This is a genomic window from Cellulomonas algicola, from assembly GCF_019024305.1.
GTDB classification, from domain to species: domain Bacteria; phylum Actinomycetota; class Actinomycetes; order Actinomycetales; family Cellulomonadaceae; genus Cellulomonas; species Cellulomonas algicola.
Map to the genome: position 1 here is coordinate 1 of NZ_JAHKSJ010000023.1, position 25842 is coordinate 25842.

Genomic DNA, 25842 nt, shown 5'->3' on the forward strand with positions numbered 1-25842 from the left:
CTGCTGGGCGCCGTCGCGCAACGTCGTGTCGTAGACCTCGAACGACAGGGCCGTGGGCTGGGGTGCTGCGGTCACGGTCGGCTCTCCTCGGTGCGGGGACGGGCGTCCCGGCGGCGTCCTGACGCTACCTGCGGGTGGCGGCGCCCGGTGCCGTCGCCCGCGCGGGTCCGGTCCGTCGTGCGACGGCCTGCGGACCCGCGCGGGTGGCGGCGTCCCGTCGACCCCGGCCCCGCGGTGGTGGGCGGTGACGTGGTCGGCGTGCGGCCGGGCGGGGGTGGTGCCCGACCAACAAAAAGACCCCCCGAGAACGGGAGGTCTGCGCGTCAGCGGTGTCTGCTGACGCGCTACTCGATAATGAGCGTGAAGATGGTCACGGCCTCATCGTGGCACACGTCACGGTGAGTGGTCACTCGTTCCACCCAATGGACAGCCGGGCGGTGCACCGCAGGTGAGGGGGCACAGCCCGCGCGCGACGAGCTGCGAGGAGACCCATGTCCGACCCGAACGCACCCGTGCCCCAGCCGCCCGAGCGGCAGTCGACGCGGCCCGCCGCGCAGCCGTCGGCGCCGACGCAGCCGTACGCCCAGCCCGTCGCGCAACCCGTGGCTCAGCCGGTCGCGCAGCCCGTGGCGCAGCCGGTCGCGCAGCCGCCCGTCGTCCAGCCGGCGGTCGTGCAGCCCGCCGTGGCCGCACCGGCCGCGCAGCCGCTCTACCCGGCGGGCACCCCCGTCGCCGCCGTCCCCGTCACCCCGGTCCGGCCCGGGCTCGACGCGGGCCGGTACTGGGCGGGCGTCGGCGCGACCGCGCTCGTCGCCGCGCTCGTGGCGGTCGCCGGCGTGCTCGTCCTGCAGGAGATCCTCGGCATCGACCTGGTCGTCCAGGACCTCTTCGGCACGGACTCGCCCATGACGTCGCTCGTCGTCGGTGCCGTGGTCGCCGCCCTCGTCGCGGGCGCGCTGCTCCACGTCCTGGTGCTCACCACGCCGCGGCCCCGGTCGTTCTTCGGCTGGATCGTCGGCCTGGTCACGCTCGTCGCCGCGCTGCTGCCGCTGACGTGGACCGACGACGCGACCTCGGCGGTCGCGACCGGCATCGTGCACCTCGTCATCGGGATCGCGATCTGGTCGCTGCTGTCGGGCGTCCTCACCTGGACCCGTCGACCGGTCCCGCGGGTCTGACGGAACGGACGCTCACCCGGGGGCCCGACGGGCGCGGCCTCGGACGGACGACCGCGGCCCTGCTGGCACGATGTGGGGATGGACGAGGCACCGGTGCTGGCCGACCTGCGCGCCGCGCGCGACAACCTGAGCGCGCGCGGCGAGGAGGCCGCGGCCGCCGCGCTCGGGCACGTCATCGGCGGCGCGGAGCACGCCGAGTACAAGGAGGGCTGGCCGTGGTCGGACGCGCAGGTCCGGTCGCTGGCCGAGCTCACCGCACGCAGGCTCTCCGACGAGGCGGACCTCTACGCGACGGCGGGCGACGCAGCGCGCGCCGAGGCCTCGAGACGCGGCGCCGCGGCGCTCGAGGCGTACAGGCCGATCAGGCACGAGGGCGGGACCTGATCGCGGTCCCGCCCTCGTCGCCGTCGCGGTCCGGGGGACGCGGTCAGACCAGGCGGTGCAACCAGCCGTGACGGTCGGTCGCGCGGCCGTACTGGATGTCGGTGAGCTCGGCGCGGATGCGGCCCGTGACGGGACCCGTGCCGCCGTCGCCGACCGTGAGGTCGAAGTCGTCGCTCGCGAGGCGCCCGATCGGCGTGACGACCGCGGCGGTGCCGCACGCGAACACCTCGGAGACCGAGCCGTCCTGGATGCCCGCGCGGAGCTCCGCGAGCGGGATGGGCCGCTCGTTGACCTCGTGCCCGGCGTCGGACAGGAGCTGGAGGATCGAGCCGCGCGTCACGCCCTCGAGGATCGAGCCCGAGACCGGCGGCGTCGACGCGCTGCCGTCGGCGCCGATCACGACGATGTTCATGCCGCCGAGCTCCTCGAGCAGCGTGTTCGTCGTCGCGTCGAGGAAGCAGACCTGCTCGCAACCCTTGGCGTACGCGTTCTGCTGCGGCAGGAGGCTCGCGGCGTAGTTGCCGCCGCACTTGGCCGCCCCGGTGCCGCCCGCGCCGGCGCGGTGGTACTCGGTGTCGACCCAGATCGACACGGGCTTGAGGCCGCCCGAGAAGTACGGGCCGACCGGCGACGCGATGACCAGGTACTCGGCCTCGAGCGACGGGCGCACGCCGAGGAAGCTCTCCGAGGCGTACATGAACGGCCGCAGGTACAGGCTGGTCTCCTCGCCCGTCGGCACCCAGTCGCGGTCCGTCTGGACGAGCGCCGTGATCGAGCCGAGGAAGTCGGCCTCCGACAGCGGCGGCAGCGCGAGGCGCTGGGCGGAGCGCGCGAACCGCGCGGCGTTGGCCTGCGGGCGGAACGTCCAGACGGAGCCGTCGGCGTGCTGGTACGCCTTGAGGCCCTCGAAGATCTCCTGCGCGTAGTGCAGGACGGCGGTCGCGGGGTCGAGCTGCAGCGGGCCGTACTTCTCGACGCGGCGGTCGTGCCAGCCCTCGCCGTCCCGGTAGGAGATGCGCGCCATGTGCTCGGTGAAGACCGTGCCGAACTTCGGCGACTCCAGCGCCGCGGCGCGGGTGGTCTCGTCGACGGGGGTGTCCGTCAGCCGGATCTCGAACTGGTCGGCGGACGTGGGTGCTGCGAGGGTGCTCATGTCGGGGGGCCTTTCACCAGGGTCGTTGATGACGGTACCGGTGAGGACGGCCGGGTGGACAGGTCGCGCCAGGACCGCAGGTCGACGACGGGTCGACCGTGCGCGCGGCGGCGCGGGGAGCGGACGTCAGCCGGCGACGCGCGCGGCGAGGTCCTTGCCCACCTCGGCCGTCGACCGTACTCGGTCCGCCGAGCCGCGCTCGACCAGGTCGGCGGCGACGGCGGCCTCGACGCGGCGCGCCGCGTCGGTCTGGCCCAGGTGGTCGAGCAGGAGCGCGACCGACAGCACGGTGGCGGTCGGGTCGGCCTTGCCCTGGCCTGCGATGTCGGGCGCGGAGCCGTGCACGGGCTCGAACATGCTCGGCGCCGTGCGGTCCGGGTTGATGTTCGCCGACGCGGCCAGGCCGATGCCGCCGGTGATCGCCGCGGCGAGGTCCGTGAGGATGTCGCCGAAGAGGTTGTCCGTGACGATCACGTCGAAGCGCGACGGGTTGGTCACGAGGAAGATCGTCGCCGCGTCGACGTGCAGGTAGTCGACCGTGACGTCGGGGAACTCGGCGTTGACGGCCTCGACCGTGCGGCGCCACAGGTGGCCCGCGTGCACGAGGACGTTGTGCTTGTGCACGAGCGTGAGCTTCTTGCGCGGGCGGGCGGCGGCCCGGGCGAACGCGTCGCGCACGACGCGCTCGACGCCGAACGCGGTGTTGACGCTCACCTCGTTGGCGACCTCGGCCGGCGTGCCCACACGGATCGCGCCGCCGTTGCCGACGTACGGGCCCTCGGTGCCCTCGCGGACGACGACGAAGTCGACCTCGCCGGGGTTCGCGAGCGGGCTGGTCACGCCCGGGTACAGGCGGCCCGGGCGCAGGTTCACGTAGTGGTCCAGCGCGAAGCGGAGCTTGAGCAGCAGACCGCGCTCGAGGACGCCCGACGGGACGGACGGGTCGCCGATCGCGCCCAGGAGGATCGCGTCGTGGCCGCGGATCGCGTCGAGGTCGGTGTCCGTGAGCGTCTCGCCCGTCGCGTGCCAGCGGCGCGCGCCCAGGTCGAAGTCGGTGGTCGACACCGTGGTGCCCGTGCCGTGCAGCGCGGCCTCGAGGACCAGCAGCCCCTGCTCGACGACCTCGGTCCCGATGCCGTCACCGGCGACGACGGCGAGGCGGAGGGCCTGGGCAGGAGCGTTCGGTGCCATGAGAGCACCCTAACCCTCGTCCCAGTGGCCGGAACGGCCATCTCGATACCTGGAATGCGTGCGCCGGGGCCCACCCGCCCTCGCGGCCTGGTCGACCGCGACGCCTCAGTCGACGGCCGGCGTCGGCCCGCTCGTCGGGTACACGAGCTCGAACCGCTCGGTCACCACCGCCAGGTCGGGCGAGAACCGGTCGTCGCCCAGCACGCGGCGCCAGTACTTCTCGTGCTCGGTGCGCCACGACGCGAGCGACAGGTCGTCCTCGCCCTCGGCGTGCGCGTGGTCGTCGCCGACCTGGTCGAACGGCACGACCTCGACCTCGGTCGTGCGCAGCAGCGCGCGCGGCTCGCCCGTGCCGTCCAGGACGATCGACAGGTCGCCCACGACCGGCAGGCCCAGGCCCTCGTCCTCGAGCTCCGCCAGGGCGGTCGACGTGCCCGTCTTGCGGCCGTCGAGGACGAGCGCGAGCAGCTGGTCGGCGAGCGCCGGGTTGTCGCCGAACGACCACGACGGCGGCGGGACGACGTCCTTCGGCTGCTCCCCCATCACGGCGTCGAGCTTGCCGAGCCCCAGGTGCCCGCGGGCCGCCTGCCAGAACGCGGTGATCCGCTGGTCCTCGCCGTGCGCGCCGATCGTCGACTGGTCGGTCATCGTCGTCCCTCCGTCGGTGGTGCGCCCATCTTGGCGTGAAGCACGACGGGCGTGCGACCTGGGCGGGAACCCTGGTCGCACGCCCGTCGAGGCATGCGGTCCGTCAGCGAGCGGCCGAACCCTCGACATAGTCGGAGTCCGACGGCTTCACCCATGCGAACAGCTTGCGCAGCTCGCGGCCGACCGGCTCGATCGGGTGGTTCTGGCCCTTCTCGCGCAGCTCCTTGAACTCCGGCGCGCCGGCGTCCTGGTCGTCGATGAAGCGCTTGGCGAAGGCACCGTTCTGGATGTCCGCGAGGACGGCCTGCATGTTCGCCTTGACGTCCGGCGTGATGACGCGCGGGCCCGAGACGTAGTCGCCGTACTCGGCGGTGTCGGACACCGACCAGCGCTGCTTGGTGATGCCGCCCTCGAAGATGAGGTCGACGATGAGCTTGAGCTCGTGCAGCACCTCGAAGTACGCGACCTCGGGCTGGTAGCCGGCCTCGGTCAGCGTCTCGAAGCCGTACTGGATGAGCTGCGACACGCCACCGCACAGGACGGCCTGCTCGCCGAAGAGGTCGGTCTCCGTCTCCTCGGTGAAGGTCGTCTTGATGCCCGCGGCGCGCAGGCCGCCGATGCCCTTGGCGTAGGACAGCGCGAGCTTCCACGCCTCGCCCGACGCGTCCTGCTCGACGGCGACGATGACCGGCACGCCACGGCCGTCGGCGTACTCGCGGCGGACCAGGTGACCCGGGCCCTTCGGGGCGACCATGAGGACGTCGTGGCCGGCGGCCGGCTTGATGTAGCCGAAACGGATGTTGAAGCCGTGGCCGAAGACGAGCGCGGCGCCGTCCTTGAGGTTCGGCTCGATCTCGTCGCGGTAGACGATCCGCTGCACCTGGTCGGGCGCGAGGATGACGACGACGTCGGCACCGGCGACCGCCTCGGCGACCGTCGCGACCTTGAGGCCCTCGTTCTCGGCCTTGGCGCGGGACGCCGAGCCCTCACGGAGGCCGACGGTGACGTCGACGCCCGAGTCGCGCAGGTTCAGGGAGTGCGCGTGCCCCTGGCTGCCGTAGCCGATGACGGCGACCTTCTTGGACTGGATGACCGACAGGTCGGCGTCGTCGTCGTAGAACAGCTCAGCCACGGTGGATCTCCTCGTTCGTGTTCGGTGGTGCAGTCAGGAAGGGTGTCAGGCGGAGCGCGAGACGCGCTCGAGCGCCCGGTCCGTGATCGAGCGCGAGCCGCGGCCGATGGCGACCGTGCCGGACTGCACGATCTCACGGATGCCGAACGGCTCCAGGGCGGTCAGGAGGGCGTCGAGCTTGCCGGGGCTGCCCGTCGCCTCGACGACGACAGTGTCCGGGACGACGTCGACGACGTGCGCCCGGAACAGCTGGACGACCTCGAGGACCGACGTCCGCTGGGCGGTGTCGGCCTTGACCTTGACGAGCAGCAGCTCGCGCTGCACCGAGGACGCGTCCTCGAGCTCGACGATCTTGATGACGTTGATCAGCTTGTTGAGCTGCTTCGTCACCTGCTCCAGGGGCAGCTCGTCGACGTCGACGACGACGGTGATGCGCGAGATCTCCTCGTGCTCCGTCGGGCCCACGGCGAGCGAGTGGATGTTGAACGAGCGGCGGGCGAACAGGCCCGCGACGCGCGTGAGGACGCCGGGCTTGTTCTCGACCAGCACGGAGAGGGTGTGGCGGCTCATGGGTCAGTCCTCCCGGTCCCACGCGGGGCTGATGCCCCGGGCGTACTGGATGTCGTCGTTGCTCACGCCCGCGGCGACCATCGGCCACACCATGGCGTCGCGCGACACGGTGAAGTCCACGACCACGGGGCGGTCGTCGATCTCGAGCGCGCGCTTGATGGTCGCGTCGACGTCGGCCTTCGACTCGCAGCGCAGGCCGACGCAGCCGTACGCGTCCGCGAGCTTGACGAAGTCGGGCACGCGCACGGTGCCGTGGCCGGTGTGCAGGTCGGTGTTCGAGTACCGCGACTCGTAGAACAGCGTCTGCCACTGGCGGACCATGCCGAGCGACGAGTTGTTGATGACCGCGACCTTGATCGGGATGTCGTTGATCGTGCAGGTGGCGAGCTCCTGGTTGGTCATCTGGAAGCAGCCGTCGCCGTCGATCGCCCACACCGTGCGGTCCGGCTGGCCGACCTTCGCACCCATCGCCGCGGGCACCGAGTAGCCCATGGTGCCGAGGCCGCCCGAGTTCAGCCACGAGTTGGGGCGCTGGTACTTGATGAACTGCGCGGCCCACATCTGGTGCTGCCCCACGCCCGCCGCGTAGATCGCCTCGGGGCCCGAGAGCTCGCCGATGCGCTGGATGACGTGCTGCGGGGCCAGGTGGCCGTCGGACGGCTCGTCGTAGCCCAGCGGGAACGTCTCGCGCCACGCGTCGAGCTGCTTCCACCACGCCTCGAGGTCCGGCTTGCCGTGCTGGCCGTGCTCGCGCGCGAGCTCCGGCAGCAGGTCCGTGAGGACCTCGCGCAGGTCGCCGACGATCGGCACGTCGACGGCCTTGTTCTTGCCGATCTCCGCGGGGTCGATGTCGGCGTGCACGACCGTGGCGTTCGGCGCGAACGACGCGAGCTGGCCGGTCACGCGGTCGTCGAACCGCGCACCGAGCGCGACCACGAGGTCGGCCTTCTGCAGCGCGGCGACGGCGGCGACGGTCCCGTGCATACCGGGCATGCCGAGGTGCTGCGGGTGCGTGTCGGGCAGCGCGCCGCGGGCCATGAGCGTCGTGACGGCCGGCGCGCCCGACGCGTCGACGAGCGCGCGCAGCTCCGCGGCGGCACCGGCGCGGATCACGCCGCCGCCGACGTACAGCACGGGCCGGCGGGACGTCGCGAGCAGGCGCGCGGCCTCGCGGATCTGCTTGGCGTGCGGCTTGGTCACCGGGTGGTAGCCGGGCAGCGACACCTCCTGCGGCCACGAGAACGTCGTCTGCGCCTGCATGGCCGACTTCGAGATGTCGACGAGCACGGGACCGGGCCGACCGCTCGCGGCGATGTGGAACGCCTCGGCGATCACGCGCGGGATGTCGTCCGCGTCGGTCACGAGGTAGTTGTGCTTGGTCACCGGGAGCGTGATGCCGACGATGTCGGCCTCCTGGAACCCGTCGGTGCCGATGAGCGACGCGACGACCTGGCCCGTGATCGCGACGAGCGGCACCGAGTCCATGTGCGCGTCGGCGATGGGGGTCACGAGGTTGGTCGCACCCGGACCGGACGTCGCCATGCACACGCCGACCTTGCCGGTCGCGGCGGCGTACCCGGCGGCCGCGTGGCCGCCGCCCTGCTCGTGCCGCACGAGGATGTGCCGCACCTTCGCGGAGTCCATGAGCGGGTCGTACAGCGGGAGGATCGCGCCGCCCGGGATGCCGAAGACGGCCTCGACGCCCTGCTCCTCGAGCGAGCGGACGATCGACTGCGCGCCCGTGACCTTCTCGACCGTCGTCGGGGCGGCCGGGACGCGCTCACGGTCGCCGCGGGCGTGCGCGACGGCGGCGGGGCTGGCCTTCGGGACGGGCGGCGCGGGCGTTCGCGGCGGTGCCGGGTGAGGACCCTGGACCATCGGTGTCTCCCTGGGTGGTGCGGTGGGGTGTTCGTCGGGCCGGAACACAGAAAAACCCCTCGGGCCCCGACGTGGGAGGCGGGACGAGGGGTGCGCGCGCGGACGAGACCTGGTGCGGTGGCCTCAGCCGGCGCGCTCAGGAAGTACTACGAGGATCGTCTGCACGCGAGCGACCCTACGCCTCCGTCGGTGCGGTGTCACGCCGTCTCACATGATGGTTCACGTGTCCACCCGTCGGAACGGTGGCCGCCCGTCCTCGCAGGTCGGGCGGCCATCCCCCGCGCGGTCAGCAGGTCGTCCCTGTCGCGCACCACTGGTGCCCGACGTCCACGACCAGCCGTGAGCCGCTGCCCGGACCGGCGAGCACGAACGCCCGGAACGGCAGGCGCGCCCGGACACCCAGGCCGATCGTCGTGTACCCCTCGAAGCTCCCGGCCCACACGACGTCGCGGAAGGTCCGGTAGGCCGACGTGTCGACCAGCCGGCCGCCGGAGGCGACGAACCATGAGTCGGTCGGGATGACGCCGGCGTCGGCCACGACTTCGAGACGCGCGCCCCCGCGCACGTCGACCGGCAGGCCGGAACCGTCCTGCGTCACGACGGGCACGTACCGGACGGACCAGCCCGTGAGCGGCGCGTTCACGTCGAGCACCAGCCGGTCGTAGCAGTCGTGCCGGCCGGCGCGGACCCCCGTCACCTCCCCGTTCGGGTAGCCGAAGGCCGACTTGTCGAAGGAGCCCCACACCTGGCCGCAGTAGGCGGCCGCGGACGCGGCGGGGGCGGAGAGCAGGTGCAGGCCTGCGACGAGAGCGAGAGCGAGCAGGGAGACGATCGACTTGCGCACGAGGCACCACCTCGGGACGTCGGGCAGGGTGCTTCCCCAGGGTGCGGTGGCTGGCCCGGCGGCGACGGCGTCGTCGGGCCGGCACCGGGACGCGTCCGCCGGTGGGCGCTGTCGGGCGGGCGCGGCGCGAGGCCCACACCGGGAGGAGCCCACCGCACCCCCGCCAGATACGTCGGGGTCAGACCGCGGGCTCCGGGTCGAAGTCGAACGCCGGGAGACCGTCGATGCTCGTGCGGTTCTTCTGCCGCCGGTACGCCGCCTGCCCGTCGGCCCCCTTGCGCTCCATGTACGGCGGCAGCAGGTCCCGCTCGCCGACGTAGTCCATGAGCGGCACGCCGTACCCGCACGAGTCGGAGACGCGCTCGACGTCGACGACCACCACGGCTCGCGCACCGCGCGTCTCGGGGAACAGCGCGAGCAGCTCGGCGAAGCCGTCGTCGTAGAGCGTCACGAACCGGCCGCGGCCGTGCAGCCGCACGATGTTCGGCGGGCCGTCGAAGGCGCAGAACATCACCGTGATCCGGCCGTTCTCCCGCAGGTGCGCGATGGTCTCGGCGCCGCTCGCGGTGAGGTCCAGGTACGCGACGGTGTGGTCGTCGAGGACCACGAACGACCCGTCGACGCCCTTGGGCGACACGTTGACGCGCCCGTCCGGGCCGCTCGGGGCGGTCGCGACGAAGAACACGTGCTGCGCGAGGAGGAAGCGCCGCATGCGCTCGTCGATCCGCTCGTGGACCTTGCCCATCGTGCCGCCTCCCGTCGTGCCACCCTGCCGTCGACCCGTCACGCTAGCCGTCGCGGCGCGCGGTACGACGACCGCGTCCGCGCGCCGGTCACGGGGCACGTGGCAGGCGGGCCGGACTCGGCCGGGTCCCGCCCGCGTCCGGCCGGGTCTCACGCGCCGGGCAGGATGCCGCGTTCGATCGCGACGGTCACCGCGCGCGTCCGGTCGTCGACACCGAGCTTCGCGAACGCACGGAGCAGGTGCGTCTTGACGGTCGCCTCGGTGATGAACAGCTCGCGGCCGATCGCGGCGTTGGACAGCCCGCGGGCGACGCTCGCGAGGACCTCCTGCTCGCGCGCCGTGAGCCGCTCCGCGTCGCCGCGCACCTGCTGCACGAGCCGGCGCGCGACCGACGGCGACAGCGCCGACTCGCCGCGTGCGGCCGCGCGGACGCCCGCGACGAGCTGGTCGCGCGGCGTGTCCTTGAGCAGGTAGCCCGTCGCGCCCGCCTCGACGGCCCGCAGGATGTCGGTGTCGGTCTCGTACGTCGTGAGCACCAGGACGCGCACGCCCGGCAGGGTGCCCGTGATGGTCGCCGTCGCGCTCGCGCCGTCGAGCACCGGCATCCGCAGGTCCATGAGCACGATGTCGGGCCGCAGGGTCTCCGCGAGCGCCACGGCCTGCGCGCCGTCGCCGGCCTCCCCGACGACCTCGAGGTCCGGCTCGACGGCCAGCATCCCGGCCAGCCCCGAGCGGACGACGGGATGGTCGTCGGCCAGCAGCACCCGGATCGTCACGCGTCCTCCCCCGTGGTCCCCGGGCGCGGCCCGGTGGCGCGCCCGTCGTCGCGCGCCGACGTGGCGGGCACCGTGTCGTGGGGCAACGTCACGGCGACGCGCGTGCCGCCGCCCGGGCCGCTGCCGACCTCGAGCGTCCCGCCGCCCGCGTCGACGCGCTCGCGCATGCCGCGCAGGCCGACCCCCTCGACCGCGTCCGCGGGCAGCCCGCGCCCGTCGTCGACGACCTCGAGCCGCACGTCGTCCCCGTCCCGGCCCACGGCGAGCCGCACGACGGTCGCGTCGGCGTGCTTGCGGACGTTCGCGAGGGCCTCCTGCGCGGCACGCAGCAGGACCACCGCGTGCTCCGGCCCGACCGCGCCCAGCTCGCGCAGGCCGTCGACCTCGACGCGGACGTGCGTCTCCGCCTCGAACCGGGCCGCGAGCCGGTCGAGCGCGTCGCCGAGCGTGCCGCGCTCGAGCTCGGGCGGGCCGAACGCCGCCACGAGGGCCCGCGCCTGCGCGAGGTTGTCGCGCGCGACCTGCTCGATCTGGCCGACGCGCTCCGTCGCGGGACCGACGCGGTCCCGGGCGAGCTCGGCCGACGCGGCCTGCGCGAGCATCACGACGCTCGTGAACCCCTGCGCGAGGGTGTCGTGGATCTCCTGCGCCAGGCGCGCCCGCTCGGCGAGCACCCCGCTCGCGTGGTGGGTCGACGCGAGCTCGGCCTGCGCGGCACCCAGCTCCTCGACCAGCGCCGCGCGCTCCTCGCTCTGCTCCGACACCCACGTGATCCACAGGCCCAGGGCGATCGCGAAGACGAGTCCCGTGCCGACCTGGCCGACCAGCTCCGCGGCGTCGGCGACCGTCGCGATCGCGCCCGGCTCGCGTACGACGATCGCCGCGGCGAACGCGACCGTCAGCAGCACGCTCCACAGCACGCCCTCGAGGCGGCGCGTCGCGAAGAACCAGATCTGCGAGTACCCGACGAACAGCAGCACCGACCCGAGCTCCGACAACCCGACCTCCAGGACCACGACGGTGACGAGCACCGCGAGGTACGTGCGGGTCAGCAGCACGTCGCCGCGCTGCGCACCGCGGCGGCCCAGCGCGAGGTAGGCGACGACGAGCGCCGCGAGCCCGAGGACCGCGACGGCGGCCTCGCGCAGCGACCGGACCTCGATCGCGATCGACACCCCCGCGACCGCCGTGATCGCGTAGAAGCCGACGTCCCAGCCGCGCAGCGCGCGGACCCAGAACTCGTGCCGCGCGACCGGTCGGGGCGTGCGCCTGGTCATGGCGCCGAGCCTGCCACGTGCAGGTCCGTCGACGGTGCGTCCCGCCCCAGCGCGCACGTCAGCCGTCGTCACGCCGGCGCCAGCGGAACCAGCGCGCCCCGATCACGAGCCCGGCGACGAACCACACGCCCAGCACGAGCGCGGTGGTCACGAGGTCCACGTCACCCGCGACCGCGTCGGGCAGGAACGCCGCCTGCATGCCCTCGACCAGCCAGCGCAGCGGGAACACCGACGCGACCTGCTGCATCCACGTCGGCAGCGAGTCCCACTGGAAGAACACGCCGGAGACGAACTGCAGCACCAGCACGATCGGCGTCACCACGGCGCTCGCCGACCGGCCCGAGCGCGGGACCGACGAGAACGCCACGCCGCACACCGAGCCCGCAGCCGTCCCGAGCAGGTAGACCCACGCGAACGTCGCCCAGTCCCCCACGGTCGACGGCAGCGTCACGTCGAACAGCGTCGCGGCGACCGTCAGCAGGATCGCGGTCTGCACGAGCCCGCTGCCGAGGACCTGGCCGATCTTGCCCAGGAAGTACGCCGACGCGGGCATCGGCGTGCCGCGCAGCCGCTTGAGGCCGCCCTCGTCGCGCTCGACCGAGATCGAGATCGCGAGCGACTGGAAGCTCGACAGCATGACGCCCGTCGCGAGCATGCCCGGCAGGAAGTACTGCGCGAACGGGATCTCGACGTCACCCGCGCGGACGGTCGCGCCGTCCTGGCCGAAGACCGTCGCGAAGATCGCCATCATGATCACGGGGTAGGCGAAGATGAACACGACCGCGTCGCGCTCGCGGAAGAAGACGCGCAGCTCGTAAGCGGCGCGGACCAGGCCGAGGCGCAGGACGCCGGGGACGGCGGCGGGGCGCGCGGCCGGCAGCGTGACGGTGCTCATCGCAGGACCTCCACAGGGGTGTCGGCGGGCGAGTCGGCGCCCTGGAGCAGGCCGAGGTACACGTCCTCCAGCGTGGGGCGCAGCACCTCGAGGCCCGGCACGTCGCCGAGCCGGGCGAGCAGGTCGGCGACCGTGCGGGACGCGTCGTGGGTGCGGACCTCGTGCCGGCGGCCGTCCTCGACCCACCGCACGAGCGCCCGGCGCGCGTCGCGACCGCCCAGGTCGGCGGGCGTGCCCTCCGCGACGACGTGGCCCGACGCGACGACGACGACCCGGTCGGCCAGCCGTTCGGCCTCCTCGAGGTAGTGCGTCGTCAGCAGGATCGTCGTGCCGTCGGCGCGCAGGCCCTCGACGAGGTCCCAGAACGAGCGGCGGGCCTGCGGGTCGAACCCGGTCGTCGGCTCGTCGAGGAACACGAGCTCGGGCCGGCCCACGATGCCGAGCGCCACGTCGAGCCGGCGCCGCTGGCCGCCCGACAGCTGCCGGGCGCGCGTACGGACCTTGTCGCGCAGACCGACGGCGTCGATCACCTCGTCGGGGTCGCGCGGGTCGGGGTAGAAGCGGGAGAAGTGCCGGACGAGCTCCCCGACGGTCGCCTCCGCGAGGTCGTTCGTGCCCTGCAGGACGATGCCGAGGCGCGAGCGCCACACGCGTCCGGCCGTCTGCGGGTCCTCGCCGAGGACGCGGACGTGGCCCTCGTCGCGGTGCCGGTAGCCCTCGAGGATCTCGACGGTCGTCGTCTTGCCCGCGCCGTTCGGGCCGAGGATCGCGACGATCTCGCCGCGGTCGACGCGCAGGTCCAGGCCGTCGACGGCCTGCTTGGGCCCGTATCGCTTGCGCAGGCCCGCGACCTCGATCGCGGGGGCGCCTGCCGGTGTCGTCATGCCCTCAGCGTCGCCCTGGGCGAGGGCGCGCCGCGACGACCGAGGCGTTGTCCCGGCCGTCCACCGATCGGTTGACCCCGGGGCACGCCGACCGTCCGGGGGTCGGCGACCGGGCACATGAGTGGGCCTGCCATACCGACACGAAACGGACACCGACCGTAGCGTCGGCGGACATGACGACCTCCACGTCCGCGCCTCCCGCGCCGCCGGCCCTGCCCGCCCGCGCACCGCGTCGCCGCCGGTCGGCCGGGCGCCGCGTCGGCTGGACCGCGGTGCTGCTCACGTCGCTCGCGATCGTCGCGTACTCGGGCGTGCCGTACCTCATGGGCGCGCTCGAGGACCTCGACCCGGACCGCGCACCGCTCGCGTCCGCGTACGCGGCCATGCCGCCCGTCGTGCAGGTCGCGCTCGTGCTGCACGTCGCCGGTGCCGCGGTCGCGCTGCTCGTCGGGCCGTTCCAGTTCTGGGCGGCGCTGCGGCGCCGGTTCCCCCAGGCGCACCGCTGGGCCGGGCGCGCGTACCTGCTCGGCGTGACCGTCGGCGGGGCCGCGTCGCTCGTCATGGCGCCGTGGAACACCGCCGGCATGGTCGGGTTCCTCGGTTTCGGCAGCCTCGGCGTGCTGTGGCTGTGGACGGGGTGGCGGGCCTACCGCGCCGTCCGCGGGGGCGACGTCCGGTCGCACCAGGCATGGATGATCCGCAACTTCGCGCTCACCTACGGCGCCGTCATGCTGCGCACGTGGGTCCCGCTGCTGCTCACGGCCCAGGCGTTCGCCGCGGGCGACGCGTTCGACCTCGACGCCGCCTTCGACAACGCGTACGACGCCGTCACGTTCCTCGCGTGGGTGCCGAACCTGCTGGTCGCCGAGTGGCTGGTGCGGCGGCGGGGGCTCCCGTCGTACCGGCTCGTCGACCGCTGACGGCCCGCACCGCCCCGGTCCTCAGACGTCACGAAGCCGGAACGTGAGCCAACCGGCCGCGAGCGCTACCAGGACCACGACCGAGGCGACGAGCGCCCCCTGCCCCGCGCTCACGTGGTGCGCGACCTGCTCGCACAGCTCGGCGCCGGGGACCGCCGGGTCGGGCACACACTCCGGCACCCAGTAGTCCGTCCCGCCGGAGAGCCACGCGCGCACGTTCGTCGACAGCGGGAGGAAGCCCGCGACCGGCAGGACGAGCGGCAGCGCCGTCTCGACGGCCGCCGCCCACCAGACCAGCACGCCGGTCACGGCGGCCGCGTGTCGCAGGGCGAAGGCGAGACCCACCCCCAGCGCGGTCGCGCCGAGCCCGCTCGCGAGCCAGCGCACCGACCGGTCCGCCGACGCGGCCCACTCGGCACCCGGTACGTCCGTCGACGTGCCGTTGACGAGGCACACGCCGACCAGACCGACGACGAGCACCGCGAGGCCGAGCAGGCCGCACGGGAGAGCGGCGAGCAGGGCGGCGGCGAGCTTGCTGACGAACACGCGTCCCCGGCGCGGTGCGAACGTCAGCCAGGTGCCGATCGAGCCCGACGTGAACTCCGCCGTCACCAGTCCGACGCCCACCATGAGCATGGCGAGGACGAGCATCACGCCGACCGAGGGCAGACGGGCGTCCAGCAGCTCGCCGAGGTCGGCACGCCGCGGCTCGTAGACCTCACGCGCGGGCGCGAGCAGCTCGCACGACGCGTCGTAGTCGTCGCCCAGCTCCGCGCGCATCGCCCGCTCGGTCTCGTGGCAGCGGGCGATGATCGCCTCTCCCTCCACGTCCCACGACCTGAGCGCCTCGGCGAAGGCCGCGTCGGCCGCCGCGGACTCCTGCGCCGACGGCGGGCGCGTCTCCCACCAGCCCGTCGCGACCAGGCCGACCGCGCCCAGGGTGAGGGCGACCGCCACGAACCACACGAACGGTCGCGCCCGCGCCCGGGCGAGCTCGGCACGCAGCAGCCCGCTCACGACAGGTCCCCGTTCGACACGCCGCCGACCGCCCCGGCCGTCACTGCTGGTCGGGCCGTCGCGTCGGGCGGGCCGGTGAGCTCGAGGAACACCGACTCGAGATCACGTCGCAGCACGACGACCTCCTCGGCGAAGACCTCCCCCCGGGCCAACGCCTCGTTCACCTCGCGCGCGTCACGGGCTCCCGTGACGACGAGGCGCGGGCCGTCGGTGCCGACGGACCACCCGCAGGCTGCGAGCAGCGCCGTCGCGCGCGACCGGTCGGACACGACCACGGCCACCGCGGAGGCGGCCTCGGTCGCGAGCAGGTCGGCGACGCGGCCCTCGGCGAGCAGGCGACCGCGCGCGACGACCGACACGGTGTCGGCGACCTGCTCGACCTCCGCGAGGATGTGGCTCGACACGAGGACCGTGCGGCCCTCGTCGGCGAGCCCGCGCATGGTCGCGCGGATGTCGCGGATGCCCGCGGGGTCGAGGCCATTCGTCGGCTCGTCGAAGATCAGCAGGTCGGGGTCCTTGAGGAGCGTCGCGGCGATCGCGAGCCGCTGCTTCATACCGAGCGAGTAGCGACGGAACTGGTCGACGCCCCGCTCCCGGAGGCCGACACGTTCCAGCACCTCCTCGACGCGGGTGTGCGGGACGCCGACGGCGGTCGCGAGCAGCCGCAGGTTGCGACGGCCCGAGAAGCCGGGGACGAACTTGGGGTTCTCGACGATCGCGCCGACGCGGCCGATCACGTCGGGGAGCCGCTCGGGCACGGGCGTGCCGAACAGGTGGACGGTGCCCGCGTCGGGCCGCGCGAGGCCCAGCAGCATGCGGATCGTCGTCGTCTTGCCCGAGCCGTTGGGCCCGAGGAACGCGTGCACGCCTCCCGCGGGCACGGTGAGGTCGAGGTGGTCGACCGCGACCACCTCCCGGAGCGTGAACGTCCGGTACGTCTTGCGCAGCGCGCGCACGCGCACCGCCGGTTCTCCTGCTGCGTCGATGGTCGCCTCCCCGTGTCCCTGCACGTCCCATCGGCAGGTGACGCCTACGGTGTGAGGACCTGCGACGACGAGGGAGACGGATGACGACGAGGCGCCGGACCGTCCTGACCACTGCCGTGCTGTGCACGCTGCTCGCCGCGTGCGGGCAGGGCACCCCGGGCGCGGACGGCTCGTCCTCGCCGACGGCGTCCGCGACGGGGTCCCCCACCGGGACGCCGACCTCGCCCGCGCCGTCGGCCACGACGCCCGCGCCAGAGCCGGGTGCGGAGGCGGAGGCGGGCGACTTCTCGCCCGCGAACGCGCAGCTCACGGCGGACCCGTCCGGCACGCCGGTGACCGTCACCGACGTGCGCGTCGGGTCGCACGAGGGCTACGACCGCGTGGTGTACGAGGTCGCGGGCGGGGGCGTACCGGGGTACCGCGTCACGTACGTCGACCAGGCCGTCGAGGACGGCAGCGGCGCGACGGTCGACGTCGCGGGTGACGCGGTGCTCGACGTGTGGCTGACCGGCACGGGCTACCCGCACGACACGGGTCACGAGGAGTTCGCGCAGGACGTCGGGCCGCGCGAGGGGACGGTCGTGCAGGTCACGCGGCCGCTGACGTTCGAGGGCATGACGCAGTCCGTCGTGGGCGTCGCCGGCGAGCGGCGGCCGTTCCGGGTGTTCGTGCTGCAGGACCCGGTGCGCGTCGTGGTGGACGTGCAGTCGTCCTGACGCCGGCAGGGCCGCGACCTGGCCGCCCGTGCGCGGGGCGCGCGTCGGGGCAGCCCGGCTCAGCGGGCGACGCGGCGGACCTGCGCCTCCCACGGCCGCAGCCGGACCCGCCCGTCGGCGTCCGGCGCGGCGTCGTCGTCGTAGTTGCCGAGCACGAGCGTCGAGCCCGCGCCGGCGTCGACCGCGACGTCCTGCTCGTCGCCCGAGAAGTTGCCGAGCAGCAGCAGGGTGTCGCCGTCGAGGGACCGCGTGAACGCGTAGACGTGCTCGTGGTCGGGCAGCAGCATCGTGAAGTCGCCGAGCGCGACCACCGGGTCGGTGTGCCGCAGCTCGATCAGCCGGCGGTAGTGGTGGAACACCGAGCGGTCGTCGGCGCGCGCCGCGGCCGCGTTGACCTCGACGTGGTTCGGGTGGACCGGCAGCCACGGGGTTCCGGTCGTGAACCCCGCGTGCTCGGTGGCGTCCCACTGCATGGGCGTGCGCGCGTTGTCGCGGCTCATCGCGGCGAGGCCGTCGAGCAGCTCGTCGTCGGTGGCGTGGCCGTGCGCGCGGGCCTCGGCGACGTGCCGCAGCGACTCGATGTCGCGGTAGTCGTCGAGCGAGTCGAACCGCGCGTTCGTCATCCCGAGCTCCTCGCCCTGGTAGACGTACGGCGTCCCCCGGTGCAGGTGGAGCACGGTGCCGAGCATCGTCGCGGACTCACGCCGGTAGGCGCCGTCGTCGCCGAACCGGGACACGATGCGGGGCTGGTCGTGGTTGTTCCAGTAGAGGCTGTTCCACCCGACGTCGGCGAGCTCGGCCTGCCAGCGCCCGAACGACGCCTTGAGGTCGCGCAGCCGCAGCCGTCGCACGTCGAACTTGCCGCCGGGGCCGTGGTCGAGCCCGACGTGCTCGAACTGGAACACCATGTCGACCTCGGCGCGCGCCGGGTCGGTGAACAGGCGTGCGTGCTCGACGGTGACGCCGGGCATCTCCCCCACCGTGAGCAGCCGGTCGGGGCGGCCCGCGAACACCTCGCGGTGCATCTCGGCGAGGAACTCGTGGATGCGCGGGCCGTTCGTGTAGGCCGCGCTGCCGTCGCCGAGCACGCCGTCGCGGACCGGCCCGTCGGGCAGCGCCGGGTCCTTCGAGACGAGGTTGATGACGTCCATGCGGAAGCCGTCGACCCCGCGGTCGAGCCACCAGCGCATCATCGCGTAGACAGCGTGCCGGACCTCGGGGTTCTCCCAGTTGAGGTCGGGCTGCTTGCGGCTGAAGAGGTGCAGGTAGTACTCGCCGGTGGACTCGTCGAGCTCCCACGCGGGTCCCGAGAAGAACGAGCGCCAGTTGGTCGGCTCGGCGCCCGGCTGACCCGGTGCCATGCCGTGCCGCGGCGGGCGCCACCAGTACCAGTCGCGCTTCGGGCTCTCCGTCGACGCACGCGACTCGACGAACCACGGGTGCTCGTCGGACGTGTGGTTGACGACGAGGTCCATGACGAGGCGCATGCCGCGCTCGTGCAGCGCCGCGAGCAGCGAGTCGAGGTCGGCGAGCGTCCCGAACGACGGGTCGACGTCCTGGTAGTCGCTGATGTCGTACCCGTTGTCGTCCTGCGGCGACGGGTAGATCGGCGAAAGCCACACGACGTCGACGCCGAGTGCGGAGAGGTGGTCGACGTGGTCGAGGACGCCCCGCAGGTCCCCCACGCCGTCGCCGTCGGAGTCGGCGAACGAGCGCGGGTACACCTGGTAGACGACGGCGCGGGTCCACCACGGGGCGTCCTCGACGGTCCACGTCATGCGATGTCGGTCCTTCCGTCAGCGAGCGGTGCGGTGCGGCGGGCGCCGTGCGCGGGCCGCGGCGGGGTCACTTGATCGCGCCGCGCGTGACGCCGGAGATCACCCAGCGCTGCGCGAGCACGTACACGACGAGCAGCGGGACCATCGCCAGCAGGTAGGAGGCGAAGGCGACCGTGTAGTTCGTCGAGAACTGCGCCTGGAAGACGTACTGCTGCAGGGGCAGCGTCGCGGCCTCCGGGTCGGACAGGATGACGAGCGGCAGCATGAAGTCGTTCCAGGCCCACACGCACGTGATGATGCCGACCGTCGCGTTCATCGGCCTCAGCAGCGGGAAGATCACCTTCCAGAAGACCGTCCACGCGTTCGCGCCGTCGACGATCGCCGCCTCCTCCAGCTCCTTCGGGATGGAGTGGATGTAGGCGACGTAGACGAACACGTTGAACGACAGGCCGAACACCGTGTACAGCAGGATCAGACCCGCCTGGTTGTCGAGGTGCAGCTGGGCGGTGAGCTTCGCGACCGTCAGCATGAGGATCGGGAACGGCACGAACAGCGCCGCGATGAAGTAGAAGAACAGCCCCTTGAACAGCCTGCGGTGCATGTTCCGGGCGATCGCGTACGCGACCATCGAGTTCGTCAGCAGCGTGAGGGTGACCGCGCCGACCGTGATGATCGCGCTGTTGAGCGCCGAGCGCGGGAAGTCCGTGAGCCGCCAGGCCTCGCCGAAGTTCCCGAACGTCGCCGGGCTCGGCAGGTCGAACCCGGCCCCCGAGAGCTGGTCGGGCGTCTTGAGCGCCGTGACGACCACGAGGTACATGGGCACGAGGATGCTCAGCGACAGGAAGATCATCAGGCCCGTGAGCCACCAGTTGGTGCGACCGCCGGGCTCTCCCGGCTCGGCCGCGCGGCGACGGTTGCGCCACGACGGGCGGCGCGGTCCGGTGGTGTCGACGGCGTCGGCGTCGTCGCCGACGAGGCCCCCGACGGGTGGTGCTGCGGTGGCGGTCATGCGACGTTCCCCTCTCCACGCTGCAGGACACGGAACTGGACGAGGGCGAACACGATGATGACGACCATGAAGACCACGGCGTTCGCGAGCTGGTAGCCGAACTCGCCGCCCTGGAAGCCGCCCTTGTAGATGAGGACGCCGACCGACTCGGTCGCCGTGCCCGGACCACCGCCCGTCATGGCGATGACGTGGTCGAACACCTGCAGGAAGCCCTTGAGCGCCAGGACCATGTTGATGATGAAGAAGCTCCAGATCATCGGGAACGTGATGCTGGTGAACTTGCGCCACGACCCGGCGCCGTCGAGCGACGCGGCCTCGTAGAGCTCGTGCGGGACGGTCTGGAGGCCGGCCAGGTAGAGCACGATGTTGAACGCGGCCGCCTGCCAGACGGCCAGGACGACGATCGCGATCCACGCGAGGTTCTCGTCGCCGAGGATCGACGTCGAGAACCGCTCGTTGCCGAGGGACTGCGCGATCGCCGGGATCGAGATCGCGAACAGGTACTGGAACACGTACCCGACGACGAGGATCGCCAGCACGTACGGCACGAAGTACACGGCCCGCAGCGTCGTGCGGAACTTGATGCGGCTGTTCAGCGCCATCGCCACGGCCAGCGCGATGACGTTGACGAGGATCGTCGAGACGATCGCGAACTGGAACGTGAACAGGTACGCGTGCAGGACGCGGTCGTCCGAGAACAGCGCGACGTAGTTCGCGAGCCCGACGAACTCGTACGGGCCGTACCCGGGCGAGTCCGTGAAGCTGTAGTGCACGCCCTGCAGGACCGGCAGCGTGTGCAGCAGGAAGAACAGCGCGAACGCGGGCAGCACCATCCAGTAGAAGGCGCGCGCGGTCCGCGAGGCGATGCCGCCGCGGCGCACGCGCTGCGGACGGTCCTCCCCCGTCCGTGCGGGGGCCGTCGTGGCGGTCATCCTTCCTCCACCTTCCCCAGGCCCCAGGTGCGGCGGGCCGCGACCTTGTCCCAGGACTCGTCGAGCTGCGTGAGCATGGTCTGGGCGTCGCCCCCGAGCAGGTACTCCTGGAGCAGCGGCGCCAGGGGGATCGCGGGGATGAACTGGTGGTCGGTGAAGCCGACCAGCCGCTGGTCGTCGATGTACGGCTGGACGCCCGCGAGCGCGGGGTCCGTGTTGGCGGCGCCCTCGATCGCGGGAATCGCGACCTGCGCCTCGGCGTACTCCTGCACGACCTCCGGCTGCAGGAGGAACTCGACGAAGCGCTGCGCCTCCTCCGGGTGGGCACTGTCCGCGCCCGTCGTGACCAGCACGTCGACGCCCGAGACGAGCGTCGTGCGCTCGGGGTCGTCGGTGGCCGGCAGCGCGAACGAGCCGACGGTGAACTGCGGCTCGAACGTGCGGATCTGCGGCACCGCGTACGAGCCGAGCAGCAGCATCGCCGACTCCCCCGCCGCGAACGCGCGCGTGCCCTCCTGGTAGCCGACGGCCGCCGGGTCGGGCTGCGTGTACTCGTAGAGCTCGCCCTCCTTCTCGAGGGCCTCGAGCCAGCCCTCCGCGAACGTCGTCTCGCCGGCGAACCGCTCCTCGAAGAAGTCGTCGGGGGCCGTCTGCGCAGTGAGCGGCGCGAGCGGGGACTGCGCCGTCCACGCGTCGGCGAGCATGCCGTAGAACGGCGTGACGCCCGCGTCCTGGAAGGTCTGGGCCGCGGCGATGAGCTCGTCCCAGGTCGTCGGGACCTCGACGCCGTGCTGCGCGAACAGCTCCTCGTTGTAGAGGACACCGCTCGCGTTCGCGGCGAACGGGATGCCGTTGACCGCGCCGGGCTCGCTCTGCCCGAGCGCCTGCACGACCTCGACGAACCCGGGGTTGATGTCGTCGAGGACCGGGTCGTCCGCGAAGTCCGTGAAGATGCCCGCCGACGCGAACTCCCCGAACGTGCCGTTGCCGTTGAGCGTGAGCACGTCGGGCACGTCGTCCTTCACCAGCCGCGTGCGCAGCGCCGTCTCCGGGTCGGGCACGTTCTGCACGACGACGCGGACGTCGGGGTTCTGCTCCTCGAACTGCGCGGCGAGGTCCTCGAAGTACTGGACGGCCTCGGGCTTGAACTGGAAGAACGTGATCTCGGTGCGGTCGTCGCCGCGCGCGCACGCGGCGAGCGGCAGCAGGAGGGCCGCGGCCGCGAGCGCCGCGGTCGTGCGTCTCCTCGTCCGTCTCCTGGTCATGCGTCGTCTCCTGACGTCGGCCGGGCGGCGTCGGCGCCCCCGGTGCCGGGTGCGGGCGGCGCGTCGGTGCGCCGGACCTGCACGAGGACGGTCCGCTCGGGGAAGAGGGTGGGGGCGCGGAGCCCGACCTGCTGCAGGACGCGTCCGGTGGTCCGGACCCCCTCGTCCCACCAGGCCAGGGGCCCCCGACCGTGTCCCTCGATGGTGTTCCCCGGCGGCAGCGGGCGCACGTCGTAGCGCGCGTCCGGGTCGAGCCCGGGGAGCCGGACGGCTCCGGGCGGGCTCGTGACGCTCGTCGTCAGCTGGGTGACGGCGAAGATCGCGGCGGACCGGTCGGGCGCGACGACGCCGTCGACGCGCAGCGCACGGTCGGCGGGCTCGTCGTGCACGCGGGTGCCGGTGTGCAGCAGGTCGCGGTGCTCCTGGTGCGCGGCGATCCACGTGGCCAGCTCCGCGCGCTCGTCGTCGGTCGCCTGCGTGACGTCCCACTCGACGCCGAAGTGGCCGAAGAACGCGGTCGCGGCGCGGAACGAGAGCGCGTGCCGGCGGCCCGTGGTGTGCGACTCGGAGCCGCCGACGTGCTGGCCCATGAGCTCCGGGGGCAGCAGCAGGCCGGTCCACCGCTGGATCTGCTCGCGCTCGACGGGGTCGATGGTGTCGGACACCCACACGCGGTCGGTGCGCTCGAGGATGCCGAGGTCGACGCGCGCTCCGCCGGACGCGCACGACTCGATCTCGACCCCGGGGTGGCGGGCGCGGAGCTCGTCGAGCAGGCGGTACACGGCCTGCGTCTGCCGGTGCACGCCGGGGACGCCGAGGTGGCCGTGGCCCGCGTCGACGAGCTCGCGGTTGTGGTCCCACTTGAGGTAGGCGATGTCGTGCTCGGTGAGGATCGCGTCCAGGCGCTCGAGGACGTGCGCGAACGCCTCCGGGCGCCCGAGGTCGAGCACCTGCTGGGTGCGTGCGGGCACGGGCAGCCGGCCGGGGACGGCGAGCAGCCAGTCGGGGTGCGCCCGCGCGAGGTCGGAGTCGGGGTTGACCATCTCGGGCTCGACCCACAGGCCGAACTGCATGCCGAGGCCCGTGACGGTCTCGATGAGCGGGTGCAGCCCGTCGGGCCACGCCTCGGCGGAGACCTCCCAGTCGCCGAGCCCGCGCGTGTCGTCGCGGCGCGAGCCGAACCAGCCGTCGTCGAGCACGAACCGTTCGATCCCGAGGTCGGCGGCGGTGCGCGCGAGCGCTCGGAGCCGGTCGAGGTCGTGGTCGAAGTACACGGCCTCCCAGGTGTTGAGCGTGACGGGTCGCGGCGTGCGCGGGTGCTGCGGGCGCGACCGCACGTACGTGTGGAAGCGGCTCGCGAGCTCGTCGAGGCCGGTGCCGTGGCTGCCGTAGAGCCACGGCGACACGTACTCCTCGCCCGGCTGGAGGACGACCTCGCCGGGCAGCAGCAGCTCGCCGCCGCTGAGGACCGCGTCGCCGCGCGGGGTGCGCTCGGCGGCGAACCGGTGGTTGCCGCTCCAGCCGACGTGCACGCCCCAGACGGCGCCGCGGCGCGCGTCGAAGCCCTCCTCGCCCGCGACGAGAACCAGGGTCGAGTCGGCGCCGGGACGACCGCCGCGGGCCTCGCGCACGTGGCTGCCGCTGACGAACGGGAGGCGCTGCGGGCTGCGCTCGCGCAGGTGTCGTCCGGTGGTCCCGAGCAGCTCGGTCGCCACGTCGGGGACGGGCAGGGCCGGCAGGACACCGTGCAGGTCGAACGGGGTGTCGGCGGCGTTGCGGACCGCGGCGCGCAGGCGGACGACGCCGCTCGGGTGGAGCTCGAGGTCGACCGCGACGGCGATCCCGGCCTGCGCGTCGGCCGCGTGCGCGGTGAGCCGCTGGACGCCGTCGGCGCCCTGCTCGGGCCCGTCGATCGCGGTCGTCCGCAGGCGCGGGCTGAACCCCGCGCCTGCGCGGTGTCCGGTCAGCCCCGGGGTGCCGGCCCAGCCGGTCGACGCCTCGGGCAGCGGGGTGACCGGCACGGCCACGTCGAGGCCGCCGGAGACGGGGATCGCGCACGCGGCGGCCAGCAGGCCGCGCAGCGCGTCGTCGTCGAGCGGGCCGAGGTCGGGCCCCCAGTGGACGATCCGCGGCAGGCCGCTGTCGGTGGTGTCGAGGACGACGCTCGTGCCGCCGGAGCGGAGGTGGAGCGGTGCGGTGAGTCGGGTGGGCGTGAGCACGGATTCATTCCATGGCGGAACTAAGTGTCCTGTCAACTGTGGTCGCGATCCCAATTCTCCGGATCCGTTCACCGGTCTTGCTTCCGTTGCGGAAGGTAAGGTCGGCGGCAGGACGCGTCGTGCCACGATCGCCACGACCGAGACGCCGGGGAGCGGAGGAGCCGTGGTCGCAGACGGACCGGAGTGGGCCGAGGGCGGCAGCGAGCTCCAGGTCGCCCTCGAGGTGCTGCTGCGCGGACCCCTGTCGCGCGCCGAGCTCGCCCGCCGGCTCGACCTCTCGCAGCCGACCCTGACGCGGCTCACCAAGGACCTCGTCCGGCGCGGCCTGCTCGTCGAGTCCGCCGCGCGCCCCGGCCGCGCCGTCGGCCGCCCGAGCCAGCCGCTCGACGTCGACGTGACGTCGCACCACTTCGTCGGGGTCAACCTCGCCGTCGGCACCGCGCACGCCGTCCTCGTCGACATGCGCGGCACGGTCGTCGCGACGCGCTCCGCGGACCTGCCCGAGGACGACCCGGACGCGGTCGTCGCGGTGGTCGGGTCGCTGGTCGACGCGGTCGTCGCCGCGGCGCCGTCGGGTGCGGTCCCGAACGGGCCCACGGGCATCGGCGTCAGCCTCGGCGGGCACTCCCCCGACGGCACGACCGTGCACCTCGCGCCCTTCCTCGGCTGGCACGACGTGCCGCTCGGCACGCTCGTGCGCGCGCGCACCGGGCTGCCGACCGTAGTCGAGAACGACGTCGCCGCCCTCACGTCCGCGGAGCACTGGTTCGGCGCCGGGCGCGACGTGCGGACGTTCGCCGTCGTGACGGTCGGCGCGGGCGTCGGCTACGGGCTCGTCGTGCACGACCGCCTCGTGCGGCACGCCGACATGGGGCTCGGCCTCGTCGGCCACTTCCCCCTCGACCCGAACGGCCCCCTGTGCCCCGAGGGCCACCGCGGGTGCGCGGGCGCGATGCTCACCACCGAGGCGCTCGAGGCCGAGGCCGCCGTCGCGCTGCGCCGTCCGGTCGCGGTGGACGAGCTGCTCGACCTCGCCCGGGACGGCGACCCGGCCGCGCGGCGCATCGTCGACGACGCGGGCCGTGCGCTCGGCCGGCTCGTCGCCGCGGTCGCGAACCTCACGATGCCCGAGCTCGTCGTCCTCACCGGCGAGGGCGTGGGGCTCGCGGTCGTCGCCGGCGACGCGGTGCGCGCGGCGGTCGCCGCCGACCGGCACCCGCAGGCCACGCCGGTCGACCTGGTCGTCGAGCCCGGCGACTTCTCGCAGTGGGCGCGGGGGGCGGCCGTCGTGGCGATCCAGGACTTCGTCCTGCGCAGCCGCTGACGCTCGCGCGCGCCGGTCGACACCGACATGGATTGCCGTTCCCGTGCGCCGAACGGCATCCGTGTGGGTATCAACCCGTCCCGACCGCTCGGAACAACTCCCCCTTGCACATCTACTTTCC

The 25842-nt window shown here is 73.4% G+C and carries 24 protein-coding genes; 5 read left to right on the top strand and 19 right to left on the bottom strand.

What is annotated here, in order from left to right:
* Positions 1–491: 491 nt before the first annotated feature.
* Together KOV94_RS16705 and KOV94_RS16710 are read left to right on the top strand one after the other, a co-directional pair.
* On the top strand, positions 492–1178 hold the full coding sequence (locus KOV94_RS16705; RefSeq protein ID WP_218052668.1) for a DUF6069 family protein: 687 nt from the start codon (positions 492–494) through the stop codon (positions 1176–1178).
* A gap of 78 nt (positions 1179–1256) precedes the next feature.
* Positions 1257–1562 carry a hypothetical protein gene (locus KOV94_RS16710; protein ID WP_218052669.1) on the top strand — a complete coding sequence of 102 codons (306 nt, stop codon included), beginning with the start codon at positions 1257–1259 and terminating at the stop codon, positions 1560–1562.
* A gap of 43 nt (positions 1563–1605) precedes the next feature.
* Here KOV94_RS16710 and KOV94_RS16715 read toward each other — a convergent pair whose 3' ends face one another.
* The 12 genes from KOV94_RS16715 to KOV94_RS16770 all read right to left on the bottom strand — a co-directional run bounded on the left by KOV94_RS16715 (position 1606) and on the right by KOV94_RS16770 (position 13555).
* Positions 1606–2715: a branched-chain amino acid aminotransferase gene (locus KOV94_RS16715; RefSeq protein ID WP_124342022.1), complete on the bottom strand. Its 1110-nt coding sequence runs from the start codon at positions 2713–2715 to the stop codon at positions 1606–1608.
* 126 nt (positions 2716–2841) lie between these two features.
* Positions 2842–3906 (bottom strand): 3-isopropylmalate dehydrogenase, encoded by a 1065-nt coding sequence (locus KOV94_RS16720; RefSeq protein WP_124342021.1) that lies wholly within the window; start codon positions 3904–3906, stop codon positions 2842–2844.
* A 105-nt stretch (positions 3907–4011) separates the two neighbouring features.
* On the bottom strand, positions 4012–4554 hold the full coding sequence (locus KOV94_RS16725) for an ASCH domain-containing protein (protein WP_124342020.1): 543 nt from the start codon (positions 4552–4554) through the stop codon (positions 4012–4014).
* Positions 4555–4657: 103 nt separating this feature from the next.
* Complete coding sequence (gene ilvC / locus KOV94_RS16730) at positions 4658–5686, bottom strand: ketol-acid reductoisomerase (RefSeq protein WP_124342019.1); 1029 nt, start codon at positions 5684–5686, stop codon at positions 4658–4660.
* Positions 5687–5731: 45 nt separating this feature from the next.
* Positions 5732–6256, bottom strand: coding sequence for an acetolactate synthase small subunit (gene ilvN, locus KOV94_RS16735; RefSeq protein WP_124342018.1), 525 nt, complete (start codon positions 6254–6256; stop codon positions 5732–5734).
* Positions 6257–6259: 3 nt separating this feature from the next.
* Positions 6260–8134: an acetolactate synthase large subunit gene (locus KOV94_RS16740; protein ID WP_218052670.1), complete on the bottom strand. Its 1875-nt coding sequence runs from the start codon at positions 8132–8134 to the stop codon at positions 6260–6262.
* Positions 8135–8420: 286 nt separating this feature from the next.
* Positions 8421–8978, bottom strand: a complete 558-nt coding sequence (locus KOV94_RS16745) for an AMIN-like domain-containing (lipo)protein (protein ID WP_218052671.1) — start codon at positions 8976–8978, stop codon at positions 8421–8423.
* Positions 8979–9156: 178 nt separating this feature from the next.
* Complete coding sequence (locus KOV94_RS16750; RefSeq protein WP_124342015.1) at positions 9157–9723, bottom strand: pyridoxamine 5'-phosphate oxidase family protein; 567 nt, start codon at positions 9721–9723, stop codon at positions 9157–9159.
* A 149-nt stretch (positions 9724–9872) separates the two neighbouring features.
* Complete coding sequence (locus KOV94_RS16755) at positions 9873–10499, bottom strand: response regulator (RefSeq protein ID WP_124342014.1); 627 nt, start codon at positions 10497–10499, stop codon at positions 9873–9875.
* The gene (locus KOV94_RS16760; RefSeq protein ID WP_124342013.1) at positions 10496–11776 is read right to left on the bottom strand and encodes a sensor histidine kinase; all 1281 of its coding nucleotides are present in this window, start codon (positions 11774–11776) and stop codon (positions 10496–10498) included. The genes KOV94_RS16755 and KOV94_RS16760 overlap by 4 nt, the downstream gene beginning before the upstream one ends.
* 58 nt (positions 11777–11834) lie before the next feature.
* Entirely contained in the window at positions 11835–12671 is an 837-nt protein-coding gene (locus tag KOV94_RS16765) for an ABC transporter permease (RefSeq protein ID WP_218052672.1), read from the bottom strand.
* Positions 12668–13555 (bottom strand): ABC transporter ATP-binding protein, encoded by an 888-nt coding sequence (locus tag KOV94_RS16770; RefSeq protein ID WP_218052673.1) that lies wholly within the window; start codon positions 13553–13555, stop codon positions 12668–12670. Before KOV94_RS16770 ends, KOV94_RS16765 begins: the two co-directional genes overlap by 4 nt.
* Positions 13556–13728: 173 nt before the next feature.
* Between KOV94_RS16770 and KOV94_RS16775 the strand changes: the two genes are divergently transcribed.
* Positions 13729–14475 (top strand): DUF2306 domain-containing protein, encoded by a 747-nt coding sequence (locus KOV94_RS16775; RefSeq protein WP_218052674.1) that lies wholly within the window; start codon positions 13729–13731, stop codon positions 14473–14475.
* A 21-nt stretch (positions 14476–14496) separates the two neighbouring features.
* On the opposite strand, the gene KOV94_RS16780 is transcribed toward KOV94_RS16775, so the two are convergent.
* Positions 14497–15492: a hypothetical protein gene (locus KOV94_RS16780; protein WP_218052675.1), complete on the bottom strand. Its 996-nt coding sequence runs from the start codon at positions 15490–15492 to the stop codon at positions 14497–14499.
* Entirely contained in the window at positions 15489–16454 is a 966-nt protein-coding gene (locus KOV94_RS16785) for an ABC transporter ATP-binding protein (protein WP_218052676.1), read from the bottom strand. Before KOV94_RS16785 ends, KOV94_RS16780 begins: the two co-directional genes overlap by 4 nt.
* Before the next feature lie 104 nt (positions 16455–16558).
* Between KOV94_RS16785 and KOV94_RS16790 the strand changes: the two genes are divergently transcribed.
* Positions 16559–17194 (top strand): AMIN-like domain-containing (lipo)protein, encoded by a 636-nt coding sequence (locus KOV94_RS16790; protein WP_218052677.1) that lies wholly within the window; start codon positions 16559–16561, stop codon positions 17192–17194.
* A gap of 59 nt (positions 17195–17253) precedes the next feature.
* Here KOV94_RS16790 and KOV94_RS16795 read toward each other — a convergent pair whose 3' ends face one another.
* The 5 genes from KOV94_RS16795 to KOV94_RS16815 form a co-directional block, all read right to left on the bottom strand.
* Complete coding sequence (locus tag KOV94_RS16795) at positions 17254–18972, bottom strand: alpha-glucosidase (protein ID WP_218052678.1); 1719 nt, start codon at positions 18970–18972, stop codon at positions 17254–17256.
* Between the two features lie 67 nt (positions 18973–19039).
* Positions 19040–19981 (bottom strand): carbohydrate ABC transporter permease, encoded by a 942-nt coding sequence (locus KOV94_RS16800; protein ID WP_124342005.1) that lies wholly within the window; start codon positions 19979–19981, stop codon positions 19040–19042.
* Entirely contained in the window at positions 19978–20913 is a 936-nt protein-coding gene (locus KOV94_RS16805) for a carbohydrate ABC transporter permease (RefSeq protein ID WP_218052679.1), read from the bottom strand. The genes KOV94_RS16800 and KOV94_RS16805 overlap by 4 nt, the downstream gene beginning before the upstream one ends.
* Positions 20910–22178, bottom strand: coding sequence for an ABC transporter substrate-binding protein (locus KOV94_RS16810; protein WP_218052680.1), 1269 nt, complete (start codon positions 22176–22178; stop codon positions 20910–20912). The genes KOV94_RS16805 and KOV94_RS16810 overlap by 4 nt, the downstream gene beginning before the upstream one ends.
* The gene (locus KOV94_RS16815; protein WP_218052681.1) at positions 22175–24397 is read right to left on the bottom strand and encodes an alpha-galactosidase; all 2223 of its coding nucleotides are present in this window, start codon (positions 24395–24397) and stop codon (positions 22175–22177) included. Before KOV94_RS16815 ends, KOV94_RS16810 begins: the two co-directional genes overlap by 4 nt.
* 163 nt (positions 24398–24560) lie before the next feature.
* Here KOV94_RS16815 and KOV94_RS16820 point away from each other — a divergent pair, with 163 nt between their 5' ends.
* Complete coding sequence (locus KOV94_RS16820; RefSeq protein ID WP_124342001.1) at positions 24561–25721, top strand: ROK family transcriptional regulator; 1161 nt, start codon at positions 24561–24563, stop codon at positions 25719–25721.
* Positions 25722–25842: the final 121 nt, after the last annotated feature.

What these genes read in the sequence shown, in the direction of transcription:
- KOV94_RS16740 (WP_218052670.1), bottom strand. Translation starts at nt 8,134, where the DNA reads ATGGTCCAGGGTCCTCACCCGGCACCGCCGCGAACGCCCGCGCCGCCC.
- KOV94_RS16775 (WP_218052674.1), top strand. Translation starts at nt 13,729, where the DNA reads ATGACGACCTCCACGTCCGCGCCTCCCGCGCCGCCGGCCCTGCCCGCC.
- KOV94_RS16720 (WP_124342021.1), bottom strand. Translation starts at nt 3,906, where the DNA reads ATGGCACCGAACGCTCCTGCCCAGGCCCTCCGCCTCGCCGTCGTCGCC.
- KOV94_RS16765 (WP_218052672.1), bottom strand. Translation starts at nt 12,671, where the DNA reads ATGAGCACCGTCACGCTGCCGGCCGCGCGCCCCGCCGCCGTCCCCGGC.
- KOV94_RS16805 (WP_218052679.1), bottom strand. Translation starts at nt 20,913, where the DNA reads ATGACCGCCACGACGGCCCCCGCACGGACGGGGGAGGACCGTCCGCAG.
- KOV94_RS16705 (WP_218052668.1), top strand. Translation starts at nt 492, where the DNA reads ATGTCCGACCCGAACGCACCCGTGCCCCAGCCGCCCGAGCGGCAGTCG.
- KOV94_RS16750 (WP_124342015.1), bottom strand. Translation starts at nt 9,723, where the DNA reads ATGGGCAAGGTCCACGAGCGGATCGACGAGCGCATGCGGCGCTTCCTC.
- ilvN (WP_124342018.1), bottom strand. Translation starts at nt 6,256, where the DNA reads ATGAGCCGCCACACCCTCTCCGTGCTGGTCGAGAACAAGCCCGGCGTC.
- KOV94_RS16795 (WP_218052678.1), bottom strand. Translation starts at nt 18,972, where the DNA reads ATGACGTGGACCGTCGAGGACGCCCCGTGGTGGACCCGCGCCGTCGTC.
- KOV94_RS16810 (WP_218052680.1), bottom strand. Translation starts at nt 22,178, where the DNA reads ATGACCAGGAGACGGACGAGGAGACGCACGACCGCGGCGCTCGCGGCC.
- KOV94_RS16710 (WP_218052669.1), top strand. Translation starts at nt 1,257, where the DNA reads ATGGACGAGGCACCGGTGCTGGCCGACCTGCGCGCCGCGCGCGACAAC.
- KOV94_RS16790 (WP_218052677.1), top strand. Translation starts at nt 16,559, where the DNA reads ATGACGACGAGGCGCCGGACCGTCCTGACCACTGCCGTGCTGTGCACG.
- KOV94_RS16800 (WP_124342005.1), bottom strand. Translation starts at nt 19,981, where the DNA reads ATGACCGCCACCGCAGCACCACCCGTCGGGGGCCTCGTCGGCGACGAC.
- KOV94_RS16770 (WP_218052673.1), bottom strand. Translation starts at nt 13,555, where the DNA reads ATGACGACACCGGCAGGCGCCCCCGCGATCGAGGTCGCGGGCCTGCGC.
- KOV94_RS16760 (WP_124342013.1), bottom strand. Translation starts at nt 11,776, where the DNA reads ATGACCAGGCGCACGCCCCGACCGGTCGCGCGGCACGAGTTCTGGGTC.
- KOV94_RS16725 (WP_124342020.1), bottom strand. Translation starts at nt 4,554, where the DNA reads ATGACCGACCAGTCGACGATCGGCGCGCACGGCGAGGACCAGCGGATC.
- KOV94_RS16715 (WP_124342022.1), bottom strand. Translation starts at nt 2,715, where the DNA reads ATGAGCACCCTCGCAGCACCCACGTCCGCCGACCAGTTCGAGATCCGG.